This window comes from Pusillimonas sp. (genome assembly GCF_035515275.1).
Taxonomy (GTDB): Bacteria; Pseudomonadota; Gammaproteobacteria; order Burkholderiales; family Burkholderiaceae_B; genus Pusillimonas.
In genome coordinates, this window is the sequence record NZ_DATJBQ010000086.1 from 1 (window position 1) to 19,562 (window position 19,562).

18 protein-coding genes and 1 pseudogene are annotated in these 19,562 nt (G+C 59.6%); 16 read left to right on the forward strand and 3 right to left on the reverse strand.

Annotated elements, in window-relative coordinates:
- Positions 1–411: 411 nt before the first annotated feature.
- The 9 genes from VL003_RS06380 (at position 412) to VL003_RS06420 (ending at position 9,663) form a co-directional block, all read left to right on the forward strand.
- Positions 412–1,449 (forward strand): 2,5-dihydroxypyridine 5,6-dioxygenase NicX family protein, encoded by a 1,038-nt coding sequence (locus tag VL003_RS06380; protein ID WP_325440727.1) that lies wholly within the window; start codon positions 412–414, stop codon positions 1,447–1,449.
- On the forward strand, positions 1,446–2,237 hold the full coding sequence (locus VL003_RS06385) for an alpha/beta fold hydrolase (protein ID WP_325440729.1): 792 nt from the start codon (positions 1,446–1,448) through the stop codon (positions 2,235–2,237). The genes VL003_RS06380 and VL003_RS06385 overlap by 4 nt, the downstream gene beginning before the upstream one ends.
- Entirely contained in the window at positions 2,234–3,514 is a 1,281-nt protein-coding gene (locus VL003_RS06390; RefSeq protein ID WP_325440731.1) for an acyl-CoA dehydrogenase family protein, read from the forward strand. Before VL003_RS06385 ends, VL003_RS06390 begins: the two co-directional genes overlap by 4 nt.
- A gap of 56 nt (positions 3,515–3,570) precedes the next feature.
- Entirely contained in the window at positions 3,571–4,128 is a 558-nt protein-coding gene (locus VL003_RS06395; protein WP_325440733.1) for a flavin reductase family protein, read from the forward strand.
- Positions 4,129–4,167: 39 nt separating this feature from the next.
- On the forward strand, positions 4,168–5,322 hold the full coding sequence (locus VL003_RS06400) for an ABC transporter substrate-binding protein (RefSeq protein WP_325440735.1): 1,155 nt from the start codon (positions 4,168–4,170) through the stop codon (positions 5,320–5,322).
- A 73-nt stretch (positions 5,323–5,395) separates the two neighbouring features.
- A complete protein-coding gene (locus VL003_RS06405) occupies positions 5,396–6,415 on the forward strand; it encodes an NADPH:quinone oxidoreductase family protein (protein WP_325440737.1) in 1,020 nt (339 codons plus the stop codon).
- A gap of 33 nt (positions 6,416–6,448) precedes the next feature.
- Complete coding sequence (locus tag VL003_RS06410) at positions 6,449–8,356, forward strand: AMP-binding protein (RefSeq protein ID WP_325440739.1); 1,908 nt, start codon at positions 6,449–6,451, stop codon at positions 8,354–8,356.
- A gap of 10 nt (positions 8,357–8,366) precedes the next feature.
- Positions 8,367–9,050: a glutathione S-transferase family protein gene (locus VL003_RS06415; protein WP_325440741.1), complete on the forward strand. Its 684-nt coding sequence runs from the start codon at positions 8,367–8,369 to the stop codon at positions 9,048–9,050.
- Position 9,051: 1 nt separating this feature from the next.
- Positions 9,052–9,663 carry a TetR/AcrR family transcriptional regulator gene (locus VL003_RS06420; RefSeq protein ID WP_325440743.1) on the forward strand — a complete coding sequence of 204 codons (612 nt, stop codon included), beginning with the start codon at positions 9,052–9,054 and terminating at the stop codon, positions 9,661–9,663.
- A 45-nt stretch (positions 9,664–9,708) separates the two neighbouring features.
- Here the strand turns inward: VL003_RS06420 and VL003_RS06425 are convergent, their stop codons facing one another.
- Positions 9,709–10,929 carry an MFS transporter gene (locus tag VL003_RS06425; protein ID WP_325440745.1) on the reverse strand — a complete coding sequence of 407 codons (1,221 nt, stop codon included), beginning with the start codon at positions 10,927–10,929 and terminating at the stop codon, positions 9,709–9,711.
- Between the two features lie 212 nt (positions 10,930–11,141).
- Between VL003_RS06425 and VL003_RS06430 the strand changes: the two genes are divergently transcribed.
- The 5 genes from VL003_RS06430 (at position 11,142) to VL003_RS06450 (ending at position 16,129) form a co-directional block, all read left to right on the forward strand.
- Positions 11,142–12,290 carry a CynX/NimT family MFS transporter gene (locus VL003_RS06430; protein ID WP_325440747.1) on the forward strand — a complete coding sequence of 383 codons (1,149 nt, stop codon included), beginning with the start codon at positions 11,142–11,144 and terminating at the stop codon, positions 12,288–12,290.
- Between the two features lie 173 nt (positions 12,291–12,463).
- Positions 12,464–12,712 carry a GlsB/YeaQ/YmgE family stress response membrane protein gene (locus tag VL003_RS06435; RefSeq protein ID WP_325440749.1) on the forward strand — a complete coding sequence of 83 codons (249 nt, stop codon included), beginning with the start codon at positions 12,464–12,466 and terminating at the stop codon, positions 12,710–12,712.
- Positions 12,713–12,833: 121 nt separating this feature from the next.
- The gene (locus VL003_RS06440; protein ID WP_325440751.1) at positions 12,834–13,202 is read left to right on the forward strand and encodes a YkvA family protein; all 369 of its coding nucleotides are present in this window, start codon (positions 12,834–12,836) and stop codon (positions 13,200–13,202) included.
- Positions 13,203–14,618 carry a DUF2868 domain-containing protein gene (locus VL003_RS06445; RefSeq protein WP_325440753.1) on the forward strand — a complete coding sequence of 472 codons (1,416 nt, stop codon included), beginning with the start codon at positions 13,203–13,205 and terminating at the stop codon, positions 14,616–14,618.
- Positions 14,615–16,129, forward strand: coding sequence for a DUF3482 domain-containing protein (locus tag VL003_RS06450; protein ID WP_325440755.1), 1,515 nt, complete (start codon positions 14,615–14,617; stop codon positions 16,127–16,129). Before VL003_RS06445 ends, VL003_RS06450 begins: the two co-directional genes overlap by 4 nt.
- Before the next feature lie 9 nt (positions 16,130–16,138).
- On the opposite strand, the gene VL003_RS06455 is transcribed toward VL003_RS06450, so the two are convergent.
- Entirely contained in the window at positions 16,139–17,200 is a 1,062-nt protein-coding gene (locus VL003_RS06455) for a xylose isomerase (protein WP_325440757.1), read from the reverse strand.
- 125 nt (positions 17,201–17,325) lie between these two features.
- A complete protein-coding gene (locus VL003_RS06460) occupies positions 17,326–18,387 on the reverse strand; it encodes an aromatic ring-hydroxylating dioxygenase subunit alpha (RefSeq protein WP_325440759.1) in 1,062 nt (353 codons plus the stop codon).
- 230 nt (positions 18,388–18,617) lie between these two features.
- Here VL003_RS06460 and VL003_RS06465 point away from each other — a divergent pair, with 230 nt between their 5' ends.
- A complete protein-coding gene (locus VL003_RS06465) occupies positions 18,618–19,316 on the forward strand; it encodes a TetR/AcrR family transcriptional regulator (RefSeq protein ID WP_325440760.1) in 699 nt (232 codons plus the stop codon).
- 16 nt (positions 19,317–19,332) lie between these two features.
- Positions 19,333–19,562, forward strand: a pseudogene (locus tag VL003_RS06470) (hypothetical protein); the annotation flags it as partial.

Here is a 19,562-nt window from a genome sequence, read left to right on the forward strand (position 1 = left end):
CGTACCCGCCAGCAAGCAGGCGGTGATGCTTCGTATTCGAATTCTCATACCCTTCCCCAATGCTTTCTTGGCGTTTTTATCGTGCAAGAACACAAGATACCCGAGACAAAAGCAAGCTTTCGGGCGATAAAGCGCCAAAAATAGGGGTATTTCATATATTGGAAACCATCATGCCGAGCGGAACCCGGAGAAACCCAATGAACACGCTTAGTTCATCGACCCAGCAATCGCTTAACTAAGAATCTGATGGTTCCCGGAGCGGCCAGTCTGAACAGGTCGAAACCTAGTATTTTCCCTTAAACATATGGATTTGCCGCCTCATACTCTTGACGCTAAAAGCTTTTGACACATATTATTCGACTAACGAGTCTAGTAATTGTCTGGTGGCCGCAGCCGGCTCACGGAGTACACATGAAAGTGCAGGAAAAATGGATCAAAGCGTTCGAAACCATATTCCGACGCTGCAAGGTCGAGCCCAACGAGGTGGTGCGCATACTGGCCGAAACCGAAAGCCGTAGCATCAATCTGCAGCTGGCCGAACTGGCCCTGGCTCGTCTGGGCGCCATTCCCGTACAAATCACCGTGCCGTCGCTGGCTGTCGACACACCCGTACCGGTTCGCTCTACGGGCGCCTCGCACGTTATTCGACATATGCAGCCCGTGATGCGTGCGCTTTCGGGCCCAGGCCTGGTGGTCGACCTGACGGTGGAAGGCTTGCTTCACGCCCCCGAACTGCCCGAAATTCTGCAATCGGGCGCTCGGCTGATCATGATCAGCAACGAACACCCGGAGATCATCGAGCGCCTGACCACCGACCTTGACCTGACCCGCGCTGTCAAGAACGGGGTACGCATGTTGGCCGGCGCCAAGGTAATGACAGTCGCCTCGGAAGCAGGTACACGACTAGACATTCAACTGGAAGGGGCGCGCGTGGGTGGCGTGTGGGGCGGTGCAGACCGACCCGGCCTGGTGCAGCACTGGCCCGGCGGCATCTGCCTGGCGTTTCCCAAATCGGGCTCGGTCAACGGCACGCTGGTCATGAATGTGGGCGACGTGAACCTGACATTCAAACGCTACCTTGAAAGCGCCGTTACGCTTCACATTGAAAACGACTACATCACCCGCATTGAAGGCAATAACCTTGATGCCGAATTGATGCGCAGCTACCTTCAGGCATGGAACGAGAAGGAAGCCTATGCTGTCAGCCACGTAGGCTGGGGCATGAACCCCAAAGCCCGCTGGGACGCACTGCAAATGTTCGACAAAAACGATATTAACGGCACCGAACTTCGGGCTTTTGCGGGCAATTTTCTTTATTCAACCGGCGCCAACGAAATGGCCGGACGCCACACGCAAGGGCATTTCGACCTGCCGATGCGTCACTGCACGGTCGCGCTCGACGGCCTGACCATTGTCGATAACGGCACGCTCTGCGAGGTGTTTGAATGAACCTGCCACCAACCTGGCTGGCAAGCGGACAAGGCGACACGCCCTTGGTGCTGCTGCACGGCATGGGTTCGACGGCAAGCATCTGGCTGCCGCAGCTCGAGCACTTCGGCAGCACACGCCAAACCGTGGCCTGGACCATGCCCGGCTACGCCCAATCACCCGCACTCGCTTCGTTGAGCTGGCCTGGTCTGGCCGACGCCTTGCGCACTATGCTCGATGCCTTGCGCATTGAAAAAGCCCACATTCTGGGTCACTCGATAGGCGGCATGGTCGCCCAAGAGTTTTATCATCGCCACCCGCAGCGCGTTCAAAGCCTGGTGCTTTCCGCCACCAGCGCCGCCTTCGGCAGCACCGACGCCGCCTGGACCGCCGAGTTTCTACGCCAGCGCACCGATGCCATGGATGCCTACAAGCACTTCAGCGATGCGGCCCCCACCATGCTGCGCGGCTTCATGGGCCCTGCAGTAACACCCACGATGCGCGCCCTGGCAGAACTTTCGGCAGGCGGCATCGACAAGCAACGCTACCTGGACGCCATGCGCCTGCTTGTCACGTTCGATCGTCGCGCCCAATTTCAAGACATTGCCGTGCCCCAACTTTTGTTGGCCGGTGAACTCGACACCCAGGCGCCGCCAAAAGGCATGAAGCGGCTGGCACAAGACAACGCAAAGGCCCGTTTTGTTGAACTGCCGGGGCTTTGCCACATGGCGAACATAGAGTCGCCACACACATTCAACCATGCTGTCGACACATTCCTGGCAGCGCAACAGCAGGTTATTCCGACATGAACATCCAGAAAGAACCCTTCATGAACAGCAGCTATCTGCAGCAATTTGCCCGGTCAGCCGACGACAGCACCCTGTTTGACGGTGCGGCACTGACCGACAAGCAACGCGCCCTGATCGCCAAAGTAGACCAGTACGGCATTGCCTGGGCCGAGCGCGCATTCAAGCACGACCGCGAAGCCAGCTTTCCCACAGACAACTACAACGACCTGCACGAAATGGGTTTCCTGGGCCTGTGCGTGCCCGAGCGCCTGGGCGGGCTGGGGGCCGACTACCGAACGTATATGCTGGTGGCATCGCGCATTGCCTATTACTGTGCCTCTACCGCCAACACGTTCAATATGCACAACGCAAACTCGCTCTGGACAGCCGACATGGTCGACGCCATGCCAATGACCGACGAGCAGCGCGCCAGTCACGAACACAATCGCGCCTTGCATTACGGCAATATGCTGAAGGGCAAGATTTATTCGCAACCTTTCTCTGAAGGCAGCGGTGCCGCGGCCGGCAAGCACCCTTTCGGCACCAGCGCCCAACGCAAGGACGGTGGCTGGCTGATCAACGGCAAGAAGATTTTTGCTTCGTTATCTGGCTCGGCCGACTACTACGGCGTGCTGTGCACCGAAGACGTACCCGACCCCACCTACGCCAACACCATGTTCATTGCCGTGCCGGCTGACGCCCCGGGCGTGTCGATCGTGGGCGACTGGGATCCCTTGGGCATGCGGGGCACGGTGTCGCGCTCGTTGCTTTTCAAAGATGTGTTCGTGCCCGACTCGGCCGAAATGATGCCTCAGGGCGTATACATAAAGGCAGCGGCTACCTACCCGCACATGTTCATGACACTGACCCCTTGCTACATAGGCCTGGCTCAGGCAGCCTATGATTTCTCGGTGGCCTACCTGCGGGGCGAGGTCGACGGCGTGAATGTAAAGCGTCGCATGTATCCGACCAAGCAAGTGGGCATCGCCCAAATGTATATCAAACTGCAGCAGGCCTGGGCGCTGTTTCACCGTGTCACCTCTGAGTTCAAGGCCAACCCGTCGCGGGGCGAGCGCATGCGCGCCCTGGCGTGCCAATACACGATCATGGAGTACTGCGCCGAAATCGCCTCGGCAGCCGTGCGTGTGTGCGGCGGCCAGGCCATGCTCAAGACCTTCCCGCTCGAACGCATGTATCGCGACAGCCGTTGCGGTGCCCTGATGTTGCCCTGGACCTCGGAAATCTGCATTGACCGACTGGGCCACGGCCTGCTGTACAACGAAGGCGAACGCGACTGACCCCCGGCGCCTGCTCACCTGGCCAAAAACGAGGCTCGCCCCGGCGAGAGATGATGATGCTACAAGTACCAACCGCCGCACCTACACCCGTTCAGACGCCCGCCCGGCAAACCAAGCCCGAGCTGCGCCACGCATTCGGACGTTTTGCGACCGGCATCGCCGTGATCACCACACTTGATGACCTGGGCCGGCCCTATGGGCTTACGATCAACTCGTTCGCCAGCGTCTCGATGACGCCGCCCATGATCAGCTGGAATGTGATTCGCGGCTCGAACGCCCACCAGACCATTACGCGGGCCGGCCGTTTCATCGTCAATATCCTGGCCAAGCCGCAACTTGACGTAGCGCAACAAATGACGGGTCCGATCGAGCACCGATTTGCCGGGGTGTCGTATTATTCTTCACCATCAGGTCTGCCCATTATCAGCGACACACTGGCCACGTTCGAGTGCGACACACACTCTATGATCACGGCGGGCGACCATGATATTGTCCTGGGTGTGGTCAAGCAGTTTGAACACCGTGACGGCCGCCCGCTGGTCTACTGGCGGGGCGGGTACACCACCGCCATGGCATGCGAAGCCGACACCAGGACACAAGCAACTCAATCTTGATCGCAGTTCATTAATTCAACAAAAAAATCGGAGACATCAATGAATTACCGCAAATTATTCTCGACCCTGGCCGCCGGCCTGGCTCTGGCGGCCACCTCGGCAGCGGTCAACGCCCAGATCAAGGTGGGCGTCATTTCGTCCAACACCGGCCCGGTCGCCCTTATCGGCATTCCGCAAAACAACACCGTTCCCTTGCTGCCAAAAGAGATCGGCGGCGAAAAGGTGCAGTACATTTCGTACGACGACGCCAGCGACCCGTCCAATACCGTGACCTTGGTCAGAAAGCTCATCTCCGAAGACAAGGTCGACGCCATCATCGGGCCCTCAAGCTCGCCCAACGCCATGGCTGCGCTCGACTTCGTATCCGAAGCCAAGATCCCGCTGCTGGCTCCGGTGGGCACCATCGCCATCGTGCTGCCCATGGACGACAAGCGTAAGTGGGTGTTCAAAACCACCCAGAACGACGGTCTGGTCGCTTCCAAGCTGGTCGACCACATGGTCAAGAACGGTGTAAAAACACTGGGCTTTGTCGGTACCGGCGACACCTTCGGCGAAACCTGGTACGGGGTCATTAAAAAAGAGCTCGAAGGCAAAGGCATCGAAATCGTTGCCAACGAACGCTTCAAGCGGCCCGACACCTCGGTAACCGGCCAGGCCTTGCGTGTACTTAGCGCCAAGCCCGACGCCGTACTTATCGCCGCACCCGGCGGCCCCGCCGTGCTGCCCCATGCCACCCTCAAAGACATGAACTACCCCGGCACGTTTTACCAGACTCATGGCGCGGCGCTTAACGAGTTCCTGAAACTGGGCGGCGCCAAGGTAGAAGGTGCCATTGTCGCCGGCAGCGTCATGCTGGTTCCCGACCAGGCTCCCGACAGCAATCCCGCCAAAAAGGTTGCGCTCGAGTACATCAACGCCTACAAAGCCATGCACGGCACCGTGCCGGCCACTTTCGGCGGCAATATGTACGACGCCGGCCTGCTGCTGCAGCAGGCCATTCCCCAAGCGCTGAAAGCGGCAAAGCCGGGCACCGAAGCCTTCCGCGTAGCGCTGCGCGATGCGCTTGAGCAGGTCAAGGATCTACCCGGCACACAGGGCATCTACAACATGACTCCCGAAGACCACAGCGGCTTTGACGAGCGCGGTGTCGAACTGCTTACCGTCAAAGACGGCGCCTGGCAGTTGATCAAGTAACGGTCGATCTCACGCGTTTTCTCTACGCAAGCCATGGCCCCCCTTGGGCCATGGCGCCACCTTGCAGCAGTCAATGAACTCACCATCTTTATCAAATGCGGGGGCTTATGCGCTGGTCTGCCGCCAATACGGCAACCCGCCCGACATCCAGCCGCAGCCTCTCGATCGCCACGCACCGCTCAAGCCCGATGAAGTCCTGATCGACGTGCATTGCGCCGCATTCAACTTTACCGATCACCTGCTGGTGCAGGGGCGCTATCAAGAAAAGCCCACTCTTCCATTCGTGCCCGGGCTGGATGCCGCAGGCGTGGTGCGCGCGGTTGGCGCCGAAGCAAGCGGCTTCAGACCCGGTGACAGGGTCATTTCCAGCGGTGTGGTGGGGGCATGGTCCACGCAGCTTGCCGCACCCGCGCATCGCCTGGTTACGGTTCCGGAAAACGTGGATCTGGCCGACGCCGTAGCGTCGATCAACTCGCACCTTACGGCGTATCACGCCTTGCTTGACCGAGCCGCCCTGAAAGCCGGCGAGCACGTCCTGGTACTAGGAGCAAACGGTGCGGTGGGCAAGGCCTGTGTCCAGATTGCGCGCCATGCGGGCGCCACGGTTTATACCGTAGCCAGACAAGGCGACAATGAATTTCGACTCGCCCAAGAAGGAAACGACCACACGCGGATGGTTTCAGCCGAGAGCCTGAAGCAGGGCCTGCGCGAATTGCTTGGCCGACGCGGTGCCGATGTGGTGGTCGACCCGGTCGGCGACCACTTCACCGAGGCCGCCGTACGCAATCTGGCGTGGCGCGGTCGTCTGCTGGTCGTGGGCTTTGCGGCCGGCGACATACCCAAGATTCCAACCAACCTGCTATTGCTTAAGGGCTGCAGCATTCTGGGCGTGTATTGCGGAGGCCTGCTTATCCAGGAAACCGCAAGCTTCACCGAGCAACTGGCTGCCATGCTGCAACTGATGAGCGCGGGCGTGCTAACCCCTTCGCCGCACGAAACGCTTGCCGGCGATGATTTTGCGCCGGTGTGGAGCCGTTTTTCGTCAGCTCCGCGCGGCACCAAGGTCTTGCTGGGCTTTGCCCCGAGCCTGTGAGTTGAACCCTCTTACCAAAACCGAGTTCGCGTCATGATCACCACCCCGCAAGCGCCTGTTGCCCAGGCAGCGAAACGCTCCAGCGCGCCTTTTCGTCCTGTGCGCTTTGCGCCCGTCGACATCAACATACAACATCGACCCGATGGCACCCAGGTCGTGTCCAACCGCCTGCCGCTGGCCGCGCTGCCGGTGCGCCAGTTGGGCGATTATTTGCGGCGCCATGCGGCGCAGCGCCCCGACCAGGTTTTTCTGGCCGAGCCTGCCGAAGACGGCGGCTGGGTTCGCATTACCTATGCGCAGGCGCGCAGCCGCGTTGACGCGCTGTCGCAATGGCTGCTCGACCTGGGGCTGCCCCACAACCGCCCAATTATGGTGCTAAGCGAAAACAGTATCCACCATGGTCTGCTGCAGCTGGCCGCAATGCAGATCGGCATTCCGGTCATGCCGGTGTCTACCGCATACAGCCTGATGTCTCGCACCTGCAGCAAGGTGGGCGACTTGGTCAGCCGCTTTCAGCCCACCCTGGTGTATGCCTCGGACCCGGTCAGCTACGGCAACGCCCTGCGGCTGGCCAAATCACTCGGAGACGCCTTGCTGGTCGCCGACCAACCCGCCGAAGGCCTGATCGACACCACGCTTGCCACCGGTTTCCAGACCACGCCTACCGCGCAGCTGGAAGCCCGATACGAGCGCATTGGCCTCGATGACACCGCCCGCCTGCTGCTTACCTCGGGCTCGACCGGCAACCCCAAGGCGGTCATCATGACCCAGCGCAACATCATTACATCGGGCGTGCTGTGGGACCAGGTCTGGCCCTTTTTGGCCGACCAACCCCTGACCCTGCTCGACTGGCTGCCCTGGAATCACACGGCCGGCGCTCACGGCGCCTTCAGCATGGCACTACGGCACGGCGGCGCGTTATACATTGACGACGGCAAACCTGTGCCGCAACTGATTGGCCGAACCGTCGCCCACTTGCGCGAGATCAAGCCCAACGTCATGACCAACGTGCCACGCGGCCTTGACGTACTGGTGGCCGCCATCGAGGCCGACCCCAGCATTGCCGACGACATCTTCCCCAACCTGGAAGTGATCGTCTATGGCGGGGCCGCACTGTCTTCAGACACCCTGCACAAGCTCGAGCACTTCAGCGCCCAGGCAACCGGGCAGCGTATCCCGGTTTCTGCTTCGCTGGGCTCGACCGAAACCACCATGCCCGCCACCCTTATCTGGTGGCCGCCGCACACCCTTGGCACACTGGGCCTTCCGGCACCGGGCGTGGAAGCCAAGCTGGTGCCCGAAGGCGACCGCTTCGAAGTCCGTTTCCGAGGGGCCAACATTACCCCTGGTTATCATCTTGACCCAAAGGCCAACCAGGAAGCCTTCGACGAAGAAGGGTTCCTTAAAACCGGCGACGCCGTAACCTGGGCTGACGCCGACCGCCCCGAGCATGGGCTGGTCTACGCAGGTCGGCTGGCCGAGAACTTCAAGCTTTCCAGCGGCACCTGGGTGTCGGTTGCCAATGTGCGCGGCGAGCTGCTTGAATATCTCAGGCCGTGCATCGCCGACGTGGTACTGGCGGCCCCCAACCAGCATGAGCTGGGCGCAATGCTGTTCATCGATTTCAACCGCGTTCGCAAGCAATTTGCCGAATGCGCTGAAATGTCCAACGCAGACATTTGTCGCCACGCCCCCCTGAAGACACTGATCGAGCAAGGCGTGCAACAATACAACGCACGCTTTCCCGGCAGCAGCACGCGTATCGCACGCGCCATATTGCTCGACAGTCCGCCCGATGTCGATACCGGCGAAATCACCGACAAGGGCCACATCAACCAGCGCGGTGTGCTCAAGCTCAGGGAACCAGCCATGCAACGCTTATATTGTGCCGGTCCGCAAGACCTCGACTGCCTGGTTTTTGAAACCCAACGCTCTGCATAAAGAAACCGATATGCCAGTTTCCCTTTACCTGTATGGTTCGCCCATAAGCACCTATTACAACAAGGTCAAGATCGCTCTGATCGAGCTTGGTCACCCGTTTGAAGAGATTCCGGTCATGCCCGGTGCCGGGCATTGGCCCGAGTCGGGCAGTCCCAGTGGCAAGATCCCCTACTTGCGGCACGGCGATCAATATGTGTACGAGTCGCAAGCCATCATCGAATACCTTGAAGATATTCGCGAACCCATGGCGCCGTCGCTGTTTCCGGGCGAGGTGCTGCAACGGGCCCAGTGCCGCGAACTCATTCAATATATAGAGCAGTACCTCGACACCCCGATGCGGCCCATTTACCAATCGGTATTCTGGGGTAAAGAAATGCCTGCCGGGCTGTTGGACAAAACACTGGAAGACTTGAAAAAGGGCCTGACGATAGTTTTGCGCCGAACCAGCCTGGATCCCTGGCTATGCAGCGGCCGATTCACGCACGCGGACATTGCCGCGTGGGTGCACCTAAGCACCATACAGTGGGCCCTGGCCATTGCCGGCCATAAAACATTTTTCCAGCAGCATGCCCCCCAACTCGGCCCTTACCTGCAGCAGCTTGCCGAACGCCCCAGCATCGAACGAAGCGAGGCCGACCGAAAAGAAACGTCGCGCCGCATCAAGGCCGAGCGCGCCGCGGCCAAAGGCGGCTGACATGGCACGCCCCAAGGCCCTTGACTACGAAGACAAAAAGCTTGAAATTTTGCGGGCGGCAGCGGTAATGTTTGCCAAGAAGGGCTACAACGAAACCCTGCTTGACGACATTGCCGAACAATGCGGCATAGGCAAGTCGTCGCTCTATCATTACCATCGCTCCAAGCACGCCATTTTGTATGGCCTGATCAAATGGAAGATCGAAGACCTGGCCTGGAAGGTCGATGCCGCGGTAGAAGCAGCCGACACCCCCGAACAACAGCTTCAGGCCATGACCACCACACTGGTCAATGAGTACCTGCGAGTGCCCGACGAGGTAACGGTGTTGCTGACCATGCCGCGCCACCTGAATGCAACGGCCAAAAGCTCGATCTCGCAAATACAGCACCGTATCATCAACCGCATGGTTCTTATCGCTCAGGCCTTGCGGCCCGACCTTGAGGTAAGCCGTAAAAAGCTCACCGCCATGGCCATGCTCTACTTTGGCATGACCAACTGGATACATGTCTGGTACAAGCCCTCGGGCTCGATCAAGGCCTCCGAGCTGGCAGCCATGATCGTGCGGGTCTTTCTGGACGGCGTCAACGGGCTGAGCAAAGAGCAACTGGCGTGATGCCAAATTGGCCCCGATGGGGGCTGCAACCCCGAGGCTCAGGCATCAGGGTTGCGCTTGCTTGATTCGGTCGATCTTGCGGGCCAGACGCAAGGTCATGGCAATTCCGATCAGCGCAAACAAGCCGGTGACAATCCATGTCGATGTCCAGCCTCCGGCCAGCGTGGCAACCCAGGCCACGATCGGAGGCCCAGCAAACTGGCCCGCCGCCGACACCTGTTGCATCCAGCCGATCGAGGTGGATGTGGTCTCGGAAGACGGTGCCAACTTGATCACCAGGAAGAACAGCGAAGTCGGGATCAGCCCGCCGACGATAGAAAACACAAGCACCATCAAGAACTGAAGCCACACGGGCGCGCCGGTGCCGAACGCAATAAATGTGGTGATGATCATGGTCACATAACCGGTGAGCATCAACGAGCGGACTGAAAAGCCCCGATGCAGCAAACCGCCCGCACCGAAGCAACCTACGGCGTTGCTTCCGGCCACCAGGGCTGTCAACAGCCCGGCCGTCGGACCCGTAATGCCGCCCAATAAATAAATGGTCGGCAAAAAGCCGATGACCGAAATCCATTGGCCGGCATAAAAGGCAAAACAAAGCGCCACCAACCAGATATTTTCTGACCTGAGCGTAATGACGGTCATGCGCCAGGCCGAAAGCCGTTGATCATGTTGCGGGCGCGGTGGGTCGGCCGGAAGCATGCGCCACGCCATGGCCGTTACCGCCACGGTAACGACGGCCAGCACCCACCACAACACACGCCAGTTGAACATGCTGAGCAGCCAGGAGCCGCCCAACAACACAATGACCGCCCCGATCGGTATATAGGTGCCCCAGGCGCCCAATAAGCGCGTCAATTGGCCAGGCGGAGCGATACGGCGGATCAAGGCCGGCCCCGGCATGACCACCATGAGAAAACCGCAGCCCTCGATTGCGCGCAAGATCATCATGAGATCCTTGTCAACGAACATCGCCCCCGCGGCCGAGGCCAGCGCCAACAGCAATAGCCCCAGCAGCAAGCAACGGCGCAGGCCGATTTTCTCGGCGAACAACCCGGTGGCCAGACCAAGCGTCATCCCGCCAAGCTGAACCAGCGACAGCAAAAAACCCGACTCGACCAGGGAAAGCCCCAGCTCTGCCTGTAGCGACGGCAAGGCGGGAGGAAGCTTCCAGATGTGCAGCGCGGTCGTAATACCGGCGAGTACTATCAAATAAGACAACATTGCCGCATTGACGGGCTTGGTCTCATGTGTAGGGTTAAGCATAAAGATCCAACTACAGCGACGGGCGTGCGAAACACGGGCACGACTGACGCCGCACCCGCATTTCATGAAAGAACGATATTGTGGCACACTGAACACCCACAGCGCATATAGTGCCCACTCCATTATCACTCCAGCAAATGCGACCAAATCATGCATCGACCCCCGGCCCCGAGCAAAACCGTAGCTCGAGAGCGGGCAGCGATCGCTCGCGCATGGCCCTGATTGCGGCCCTGATCCTCGTTTCAATCAATCTGCGCCCTATGCTTACCGGGCTGGGGCCCGTTCTGGACTCCATTCGCGAGAGCCTGCAGCTCTCGGGTGCAGCCATCGGCATGTTGATCACCCTGCCCGTTCTGTGCTTTGGTGCCTTTGCGCCCTTCGTGCCGCGCCTGCTGCGCTTTGCCTCGCCCGAGCGTTTGATCCTGTGGTCGTTGGGGGTGCTGGTGGTGGGAATTAGCGTACGCAGCCTGTTTGGCACCCCCGGCCTGTTCATAGGTACCCTGATCGGCGGAGCCAGTATCAGCGTCGTCATGGTGTTGTTGCCCAGCATCATCAAGCAACGGTTCCCCACGCAAGCCGGCTCAATGATGGGACTATATTCCACAGCGCTTTGCGTGGGCGCGGCGATCTCGGCCGCGGCGGCCGTGCCGCTCGAGAACCTGCTGGGCGGCTGGCGCTGGTCACTGGCGTTCTGGCTGGTTCCGGTATTGGCCATCGTGCCCATCTGGATGCGCCATATTCCCAGGAAGCAGGCCGCCACCACCTACAAGCGCATGCCGCTGCCAAAATTGCGTGGCAACAAACTGGCCTGGCAAATAACCTTGATGATGGGTCTGCAATCGGCCATTGCCTATTGCGTGTTTGGCTGGTTGCCGGTCATTTTGATCGACCGGGGCTTGCCCTCTCTGACGGCAGGGTTCGTCTTGTCGGTCGCGCTGGCAGTGCAGCTTATCTCGTCGCCGGCCGCACCCTGGCTCTCCACGCGAGGCAAAGATCAGCGACTCACCCTCATGTCCATGCTGTCGCTGACTTTCGTCGGCCTGTCGATGATCTTCTACGCGCCGCTTTCCTGGGTATGGGTTTCGTCGGTTGTAATGGGGCTGGGCATGGGCGGCACCTTCAGTATTGCCCTGGCTTTGCTGGTATTGCGCGCACCCAACGCCTTGGTGGCCACTGCACTGTCGGGCATGGCCCAAGGGGTCGGGTACACCATTGCGGGCATCGCCCCCTTGCTTATGGGGCTGCTGCACGAACTTACTGGGGAATGGAACGCCGTGGCCGCGCTGTTCGCGCTGCTGGTGTTCGGCTCAGCTTATTTTGGACTGCAGGCAGGACGGGCGCGCTTTATTCAAATCGACTGACACACAGAACGGGCCGAGATCGCTACGTTTTGATACCAATGGCTTTTCCAAATTCTGGACGGCCATTCAGCCCGCTCTTATCATTAACGGCGTCAATACACAAAACATTGCACCTGATCACTGCTATCAAAAGCAACCAGTGTTTTCTCTAACCACGCAAAGGAGTCATCACCATGGGCATCATCAGCATGATCATCGTCGGGTTCATCGTGGGTCTCATTGCGCGGGCCGTCATGCCCGGAGATCAAAAGTTGGGCATCATCTGGACCATCGTCCTGGGTATTGTCGGGGCGCTTGTGGCGGGTTACCTCGGTGCGGCCCTGGGCTGGTACCAGGCAGGCGAAGGCGCGGGCTGGATCGCGTCGATCATTGGGGCGGTTATTGTCCTGTTCATTTACGGGCTCATCGCCAAAAAATCCTGAACTCGAACGGTCTGGGACACAAGGGCGTGCCTTCGCGGGTACGCTTTTTTTTGCGCGCGCGGCACATGCATGCCGCTGTCTATACAATACAAGGGTGAATCCTGGCGCGCACGGAGGCACCATGACTCAATCGCAATACGAGCACCACTACACCACACACGGGTTCTGGAAGAAGCTGGCCAAGCATGCCGCGGCCGCGGGACGCGGCACGCTCGAAAAGGCACTGTGTCTGTACTATGCCGCCCAGAACCCGGCAACACCGGCCTGGGCCAAACGTGTCATCTATGGCGCGCTGGGTTACTTTATTCTGCCCCTCGACGCCATTCCCGACCTGGCACCGCTTATCGGCTATACCGACGACCTTAGCGTCATGGCGGCCGCCTTGGCCACGGTTGCCTATTACATTACACCTCAGGTCAAAATACAGGCCCACGACAAACTCAATAGCTGGCTGGGCCCCAAGGCCGTTGCCGAACAGGCCGAAAGCTGAATGCGTGCAGGGGGTAAGTTCCAGCAAGCCTGGCTGGCCGAATCAATCCGGCTGCGTGAAGCTCACGCAGGGCCATTGCACGACAGCAATGAAGTACGCCGCGCACGCGCCGAAGGGGGCAGTTTTTCCCAGCGGATCTCACGACGCGCGCAGCTATTGGGCGAACGCGAAAAACTGGATCAAACGCTTCGGCATTGGTGGGTTATTGCCCGCTGGTCATTGGCGGCGCTGCTTGTTCTGGCCGTGCTGACCGGCTTTGGCACGGCCCTGGGCGCCATGGGTGACGGCGCCCGCCCGGTCAATCTGCTGATGGTGCTGGCCGCCACCCTGGGCCTGAACCTGCTGACCCTGCTCTTGTGGTTCGCCGGGCTGGGGGTCAGGTCGGGCGACAATGGTGCCTGGTTGGGTCGGGTCTGGCTTGATGTCACACAAAGATTGGCACGAGGGCCCGATGCTGCGCTGGCGCCCCGGGCACTTGCCGGCTTGCTCGGCCGTAGCGGCGCCCTGCGCTGGTCGCTAAGCGCGGTAAGCCACTTGGCATGGCTTACCGCGCTAACCAGCTTGCTGCTTACTTTGCTGGGCGTACTCTCGGCGCGGCGCTATACGTTCAACTGGGAAACCACGCTGCTCTCGCCCGATGCCTTCGTAGGGGTCACTCAGGCCTTGGGCTGGCTGCCGGCAAAGCTGGGCTTTACCATGCCCGACGAGGCAACCATACGCATCAGCGACGGCCTGCATATTTTGCCGCCCGACGCCCACGCACTGTGGTCCAACTGGTTGATCGGCTGCGTTGTGGTGTATGGGGTTATTCCTCGTCTGGCCGTGTTCTTATTTAGCGGCGCTTTGGCGCGCCGGGGCATCCGGCAAGCAGCCACACTGGACACCTCGCAGCCGGGCTATGCAAGCCTGCGCCCGCGGCTGATGCCACCCAGCGAGGGCATTGCCCCCGACGCCGCGGCCGGCCTCGATTCACCCGCGCAGATTGTTCCGGCACCGATGAGCAGCGGCCTAGCAGGCGGGCCCATTATTGTCGGGCTCGAACTGGCCACCGACACCCCCTGGCCGCCGGCCAGCCTGTCGGCCGGCATACAAAATGCCGGTGTCGTAGACACCCGCGATCAGCGCCACGCGCTGCTCGATCAGCTGCATGCGGCACCGGTTCCGCGCCTGCTTGTGGTGTGCGACAGCTACCAGACGCCCGATCGGGGCACGCTGGCCTATATTGCGGAGCTGGCCTCTTACGCCGACGAGATCCGTGTCACCTTCACCCCGGCACCGGCAACGAACCACGCCGGCGGCGGCGAGTCACGCATCGACACCTGGCGCTCCCGGCTTCAGGCTGCAGGCGTCTCGGCCCAGCAGATACATGTCGCACTCGCCGACGCCCTGGCCTGGGTTGATGGAGTTCAGCCATGACGCGCACGCCCTCTTCAGACCCTGATTCCATATTGCGGCTGGCCGTGGTCGGCCATACCAACACGGGCAAGACCTCGCTATTGCGCACGCTTACGCGCGACCCAGGCTTTGGTCAGGTACAAGACAGCCCCGGCACCACGCGACATGTCGAGGGCGCCCGCCTGCGCACTGCCGGCAACGGGGCCATAGAACTTTACGATACCCCCGGCATGGAAGACGGCATCGGTTTGCTCGATTACCTTGAGCAGCTAAGCCCAACGGCCCAACGACGAGACGGACCCGAGCGCATTCATGCTTTTCTGGAGTCTCCGGAAAGCACACGCCGCTTTGAACAAGAAGCCAGGGTGTTGCGCAAGCTGCTCGATTGCGATGCCGGGCTGTACGTGATTGACGTACGCGACCCGATACTGGGCAAGCATCGCGACGAGCTCGCCGTGCTGGGATTATGCGGTCGCCCTTTGCTGCCGGTGCTTAATTTCACCCACAGCCCGCGTCAGCGGGCCGATGAGTGGCGAAACGCCCTGGCGCGTCTTGGCCTGCACGCTGCGGTGGAATTCGACTCGGTGGCTCCGCCGCTCGACGGCGAAGCAAAGCTGTACGACAAGCTGGCGCTGATGCTCGACAGCCGTTCCGAGCTCTTGCAAGCGCTAAAGCACGACATTGCCCAGCAACAGACAACACGCCTGAACGACGGCTTGCGCATGGCGGCCGAACTGTTGGTCGATGTTGCTGCGCTTCGGCTGGCCTGCAAGCCCGACCCGGCCTCGGTGGAAAGCACCGGCGAGAAGTTGCGTGACCTGGTTCGGCGGCGCGAAACCACCTGCGTACAAGAACTGCTGAAGTGCTACAACTTTCGCAAAGAAGACTTTTCTCATCACCACCTGCCGCTGCAGGGCGAGCGCTGGGACATGGACCTGTTCCATCCTCAAGCACTCAAAGACATGGGCGTTCATGTGGGCAAAGGGGTGGCGGCGGGTGCCATGGCCGGCGTCACCGTAGACCTTTTCACCGGCGGTCTGAGCCTGGGCGCAGCCGCGCTGGTGGGCGCGCTGGCAGGAGGTCTGTGGCAAGGCGCCGACCGCCTGGGCAAAAGGGTTATGGGGCGCGTACAGGGTTTCCGTGAAATAACGGTCGACGATGCGGTGCTGCGCCTGTTGGCGTTGCGCCAAATAGCATTGATTCGAGCCCTGCAGCGCCGAGGTCACGCCGCCCGGGCGCCCATTGTTATTGATGCAGAGCTGCCACCGCACACACAACCGGCGGGCACACCGCGCCACGTCAGCGCCATTTCTACGCGTGCAAAAAATTCGGCGCCCGAGCCGGGCACCTTAACAGGCAGCGTTCAGGAAACACTGCGATCGGGCACGCTGCCCGATCAGCTTACTGAAGCCCGAAGCCGGCCTGAATGGTCAAGTTTATTGCCCGGCTTCGAAGAAGCAAGCACCCGCCGCGAAGACGTGGTGCGCAGCCTTGCCCAATGGTTGGCGCCATCGACCCGCAACGCTGCCTGAGCCGAGAACTCAGGCAGTACTTAACGACGGCTCTGGAACCTGCGTCAACAAGCCTGCCTGATACTGGGCCTTTACTTCCTGCCAAGCCTGGCGAATGAACCGTGCCGCCTCCACATTCTGCTCGAACAAATTGTATTTCGCATTCAGGGCATAGTCGGGCAGGTTGATCATCTCGGTGGTGATATAGCGCAACGGGCTATCTGGATGGGTAATATGGTGACGCAGGGCGCGACGTATGGCTTCCTTTGAAGGCTCAAGCATGTAGGCATGCCAGGGCGAATGCCACTGGCCCGGCCCGGGCTTCACGATGGGGTACTGAATGCCCCGCCCGTAGGTGCCGTCTTCATTGGTAAACCATAAGTTCTTGGGCTGGCTGGGCCCTACCGTGCGCAGCTGTGTCCATTTGACAATGCCCAGATCCAGCCATTCCTGGCATAGCGACTGGTCTTCAAATGGGTCCAGAACCATGCTACCGCTTTCCACCGCCGGCCGGCATTCAGAAACATCGAGCTCTTGCGCGTCGCCGATTTTGAAAATAACGTGGCTGTAGTCCATGGTGTAGTTGAACGGTATGCCGCGCGACAGAATGCTTTTGGCTATGGGCGTTACACGGGCAAACGATTCCGTCCACATGTTCACATGCAGCTCGAACGAGGGCTCGACGCCCAACTTCATACCGACGTCATAGGCATCGAGATAATGCGCCACGATCTCGTCGTCGGTCAGCACATGCCCATCGGCATGATGCGTAAAGGTCATGATGTTGTGGCAGGTTGCGCCCACATCCTGGCAGATGCTCAGGTTGTCATGCAGCAAGGCTTCGTCCCGCCCCAGCATATAGAACCAGCTGCAGGTATGGACCGGCAGGTCGTACTTCTGCATGGCCTTCTCGTATTCGCCCTGATTGCTGCGCAGCGGCAGGCGGTCGAAATAATCGAAGACCCCCGCCTCTTTCACCAGCCTGAACTGTTCATCAATCGAGTGCTCTTCAAGCGACACGGGCCGGTCGACGGACGACACCTGCGCGCCCCGCCCGTTACACCCCAGCAAGAATGGAAAATCATCTTTCATTTATTTTGTCTCCGTCGGGATAAGTGGTAGCGTCGATATTCCCGCGCCACTGGCGAGGGAATATCGGTGAACGCGATATCGCGGCCCGCCCCTGGAATTTGCCGGTTGGCGAGCCTGCACAGACCTCAGGCGTGTGTGGGTTCGGGCTGAACGGCCGGCGCTGCCGCGTGGCTTCGTTCAGTCTTTATCCAGTCATCGACCATCTTGCGCATGCGTATGGGCGAGGCGTCGATGGCAAGGCGAACCGGGGTGGGGTTGGCCGCGCGTTGCTCGTTCTGGTGAATAGCCTCGAGTATGACCTTGTCTTCGTTGAAGGCCAGACGGAACTCGGCAGACAGCTTCTTGTTGGTTTCTTCGTCGGCCTTGAAGTTCTTGACATGCAGCCAGTGATCAATGGTGGTGTTTTCGTCGACCGGGGTCATGAAGTGGCATGCATAGATCTGGATGCAGTTGTTGCGGTTGCCCTCGGGCGCGCCCTGGCCGGTGGGCGCGCTGCCAAAGTCGATAACGGCAATACTGGGCGCGGTGTAGTGGTAGTAGTGCCAACGATCGACATTGGTGGTGAAATTACCGAACTTCTGAAACAAAGGTATGGCGGGTGAGTCATTGATCCAGCGCCAGGTGACCAGGCCCTGAGGCGTTTGCTTCATCTGTACGGGTATGTCTTCGCCCGCCGGGGTACCCAGCGTACTAAGATGAACAAAGCTGACATGAGCGGGATCGCACAGGTTGTCGCACAGGTTCAGATAATGGCAGCCTATTTCAAGTGCGTCGCCCTCGGCCCAGCTCCAGTCCGGGTCGTGATACTGAGGCAGGTCGTACACCAGCGAAGTATCGGCCTTGGCCGGGTCGCCCATCCAGATCCATACCAGGCCCATGTTTTCATGGGTGGGGTAGGTTTCAACGGCGGGGCTGCCAACGATGCGTTGGCCCGGTATGCGTATGCAGGCACCCGAACAATCAAAGGTCATGCCGTGGTAGCCGCATTCGATTGAATCGCCCTTGAGCCGGCCCATTGAAAGCGGCGCCATGCGGTGCGGGCACACGTCAAGGTGGGCAGCCACCCGGCCGCTGCTGGCCCGGTACAAGACAACATCTTTGCCCACGATGCGGCGCTTTGCCAGTTCGTATGAAATGTCTCGGGACCAGGCAATGGGATACCAGGTGTTCAATACATACTCAGCCATGTTTGTCTCCAGTGTAGAGCCTGCGCACTTCAAGCCGTGAAGAGAACCAGACAGTCGGGATACGCGGGCAATTCTTTATGTAGTACTCACTCAATTAACTTATAATATACTGAATGGTGTCCGGCGTGGCAATTTCTTTTTCGCTTCGTATTACCAAATGGCCCGCCCCCTACAATAAGATCTGCGAAACTTCGCCTACAACATAAAGCCAGCCACCACCTGACCGAGACATGACCACCCCCAACGACGACACCCCGGGCAATTCGAACCAACACGATACCGCCGCCGACACGCCCGTAAAGCGCAAATCGCGTCCGCGTTCGGCAAAGACCACTCGCGAAAACATCTTGCGGGCAGCCAAGAAGATATTTTCAAAAGACGGCTACGACGGGGCGCGGGTCGACAAAATCTCCAAGGCGGCAAAGTCGTACGACAGTCTTATTTACTATTACTTCGGCAGCAAAGAGAAACTGTTCGTCGAGGTGCTGGAAGGCGCTTACAAAGACATCTTCGAGGCGGAAAAAAACCTTGAGCTTGATATGGATGATCCGGTAGGCGCGTTGCGCAAGATCATCGAGTTTCCGTTTCGTTATTACCTGGCCAACCCCGAGGTGATCGTGCTGTTGGGTACCGAGAACCTGCAAAAGGGCAAACACATCGGAAAATCGCGCACGGCCGACCAGTATGCGTTGCCGACCATTGCAATTTTGGAAGAGGTGGTGCAACGGGGGGTGGAAAAAGGTCTGTTCCACGACGGGGTGAATTGCCGGAAGCTGTATATGGCAACGACGGCGCTGGGTTATTTTTATGTTTCAAACCGGTATACGTTCTCGGCGTTTTTGAATGTGGATCTTATGGAGGCTGAGACGATCGATGGGTGGGCGGCGTATATCAGCGATTTGCTGCTGGACTCTGTGCTGAAGAAGTGATGCACATGCTTGCTTGATGCTTCTTGCCTCTTGCTTCTTGCTTCGTATTTCGTATTTCGTATTTCGTGTTTCGTATTTCGTGTTTCGTGTTTCGTGTTTCGTGTTTCGTGGTTCGTGTTTCGTGGTTCGTGGTTCGTGGTTCGTGGTTCGTGGTTCGTGGTTCTGCCAGGGTGTTTTTGAGTTCTTGACACGCCGCTGCGGACGGGAGGGGTATTTGTCGAGCGGAGCAAGCGGTCCGGTCCTTCG

What these genes read in the sequence shown, in the direction of transcription:
- VL003_RS06430 (WP_325440747.1), top strand. Translation starts at nt 11,142, where the DNA reads ATGGCCCTGATTGCGGCCCTGATCCTCGTTTCAATCAATCTGCGCCCT.
- VL003_RS06440 (WP_325440751.1), top strand. Translation starts at nt 12,834, where the DNA reads ATGACTCAATCGCAATACGAGCACCACTACACCACACACGGGTTCTGG.
- VL003_RS06410 (WP_325440739.1), top strand. Translation starts at nt 6,449, where the DNA reads ATGATCACCACCCCGCAAGCGCCTGTTGCCCAGGCAGCGAAACGCTCC.
- VL003_RS06425 (WP_325440745.1), bottom strand. Translation starts at nt 10,929, where the DNA reads ATGCTTAACCCTACACATGAGACCAAGCCCGTCAATGCGGCAATGTTG.
- VL003_RS06395 (WP_325440733.1), top strand. Translation starts at nt 3,571, where the DNA reads ATGCTACAAGTACCAACCGCCGCACCTACACCCGTTCAGACGCCCGCC.
- VL003_RS06405 (WP_325440737.1), top strand. Translation starts at nt 5,396, where the DNA reads ATGAACTCACCATCTTTATCAAATGCGGGGGCTTATGCGCTGGTCTGC.
- VL003_RS06445 (WP_325440753.1), top strand. Translation starts at nt 13,203, where the DNA reads ATGCGTGCAGGGGGTAAGTTCCAGCAAGCCTGGCTGGCCGAATCAATC.
- VL003_RS06385 (WP_325440729.1), top strand. Translation starts at nt 1,446, where the DNA reads ATGAACCTGCCACCAACCTGGCTGGCAAGCGGACAAGGCGACACGCCC.
- VL003_RS06435 (WP_325440749.1), top strand. Translation starts at nt 12,464, where the DNA reads ATGGGCATCATCAGCATGATCATCGTCGGGTTCATCGTGGGTCTCATT.
- VL003_RS06460 (WP_325440759.1), bottom strand. Translation starts at nt 18,387, where the DNA reads ATGGCTGAGTATGTATTGAACACCTGGTATCCCATTGCCTGGTCCCGA.
- VL003_RS06400 (WP_325440735.1), top strand. Translation starts at nt 4,168, where the DNA reads ATGAATTACCGCAAATTATTCTCGACCCTGGCCGCCGGCCTGGCTCTG.
- VL003_RS06465 (WP_325440760.1), top strand. Translation starts at nt 18,618, where the DNA reads ATGACCACCCCCAACGACGACACCCCGGGCAATTCGAACCAACACGAT.
- VL003_RS06455 (WP_325440757.1), bottom strand. Translation starts at nt 17,200, where the DNA reads ATGAAAGATGATTTTCCATTCTTGCTGGGGTGTAACGGGCGGGGCGCG.
- VL003_RS06420 (WP_325440743.1), top strand. Translation starts at nt 9,052, where the DNA reads ATGGCACGCCCCAAGGCCCTTGACTACGAAGACAAAAAGCTTGAAATT.
- VL003_RS06390 (WP_325440731.1), top strand. Translation starts at nt 2,234, where the DNA reads ATGAACATCCAGAAAGAACCCTTCATGAACAGCAGCTATCTGCAGCAA.
- VL003_RS06450 (WP_325440755.1), top strand. Translation starts at nt 14,615, where the DNA reads ATGACGCGCACGCCCTCTTCAGACCCTGATTCCATATTGCGGCTGGCC.
- VL003_RS06415 (WP_325440741.1), top strand. Translation starts at nt 8,367, where the DNA reads ATGCCAGTTTCCCTTTACCTGTATGGTTCGCCCATAAGCACCTATTAC.
- VL003_RS06380 (WP_325440727.1), top strand. Translation starts at nt 412, where the DNA reads ATGAAAGTGCAGGAAAAATGGATCAAAGCGTTCGAAACCATATTCCGA.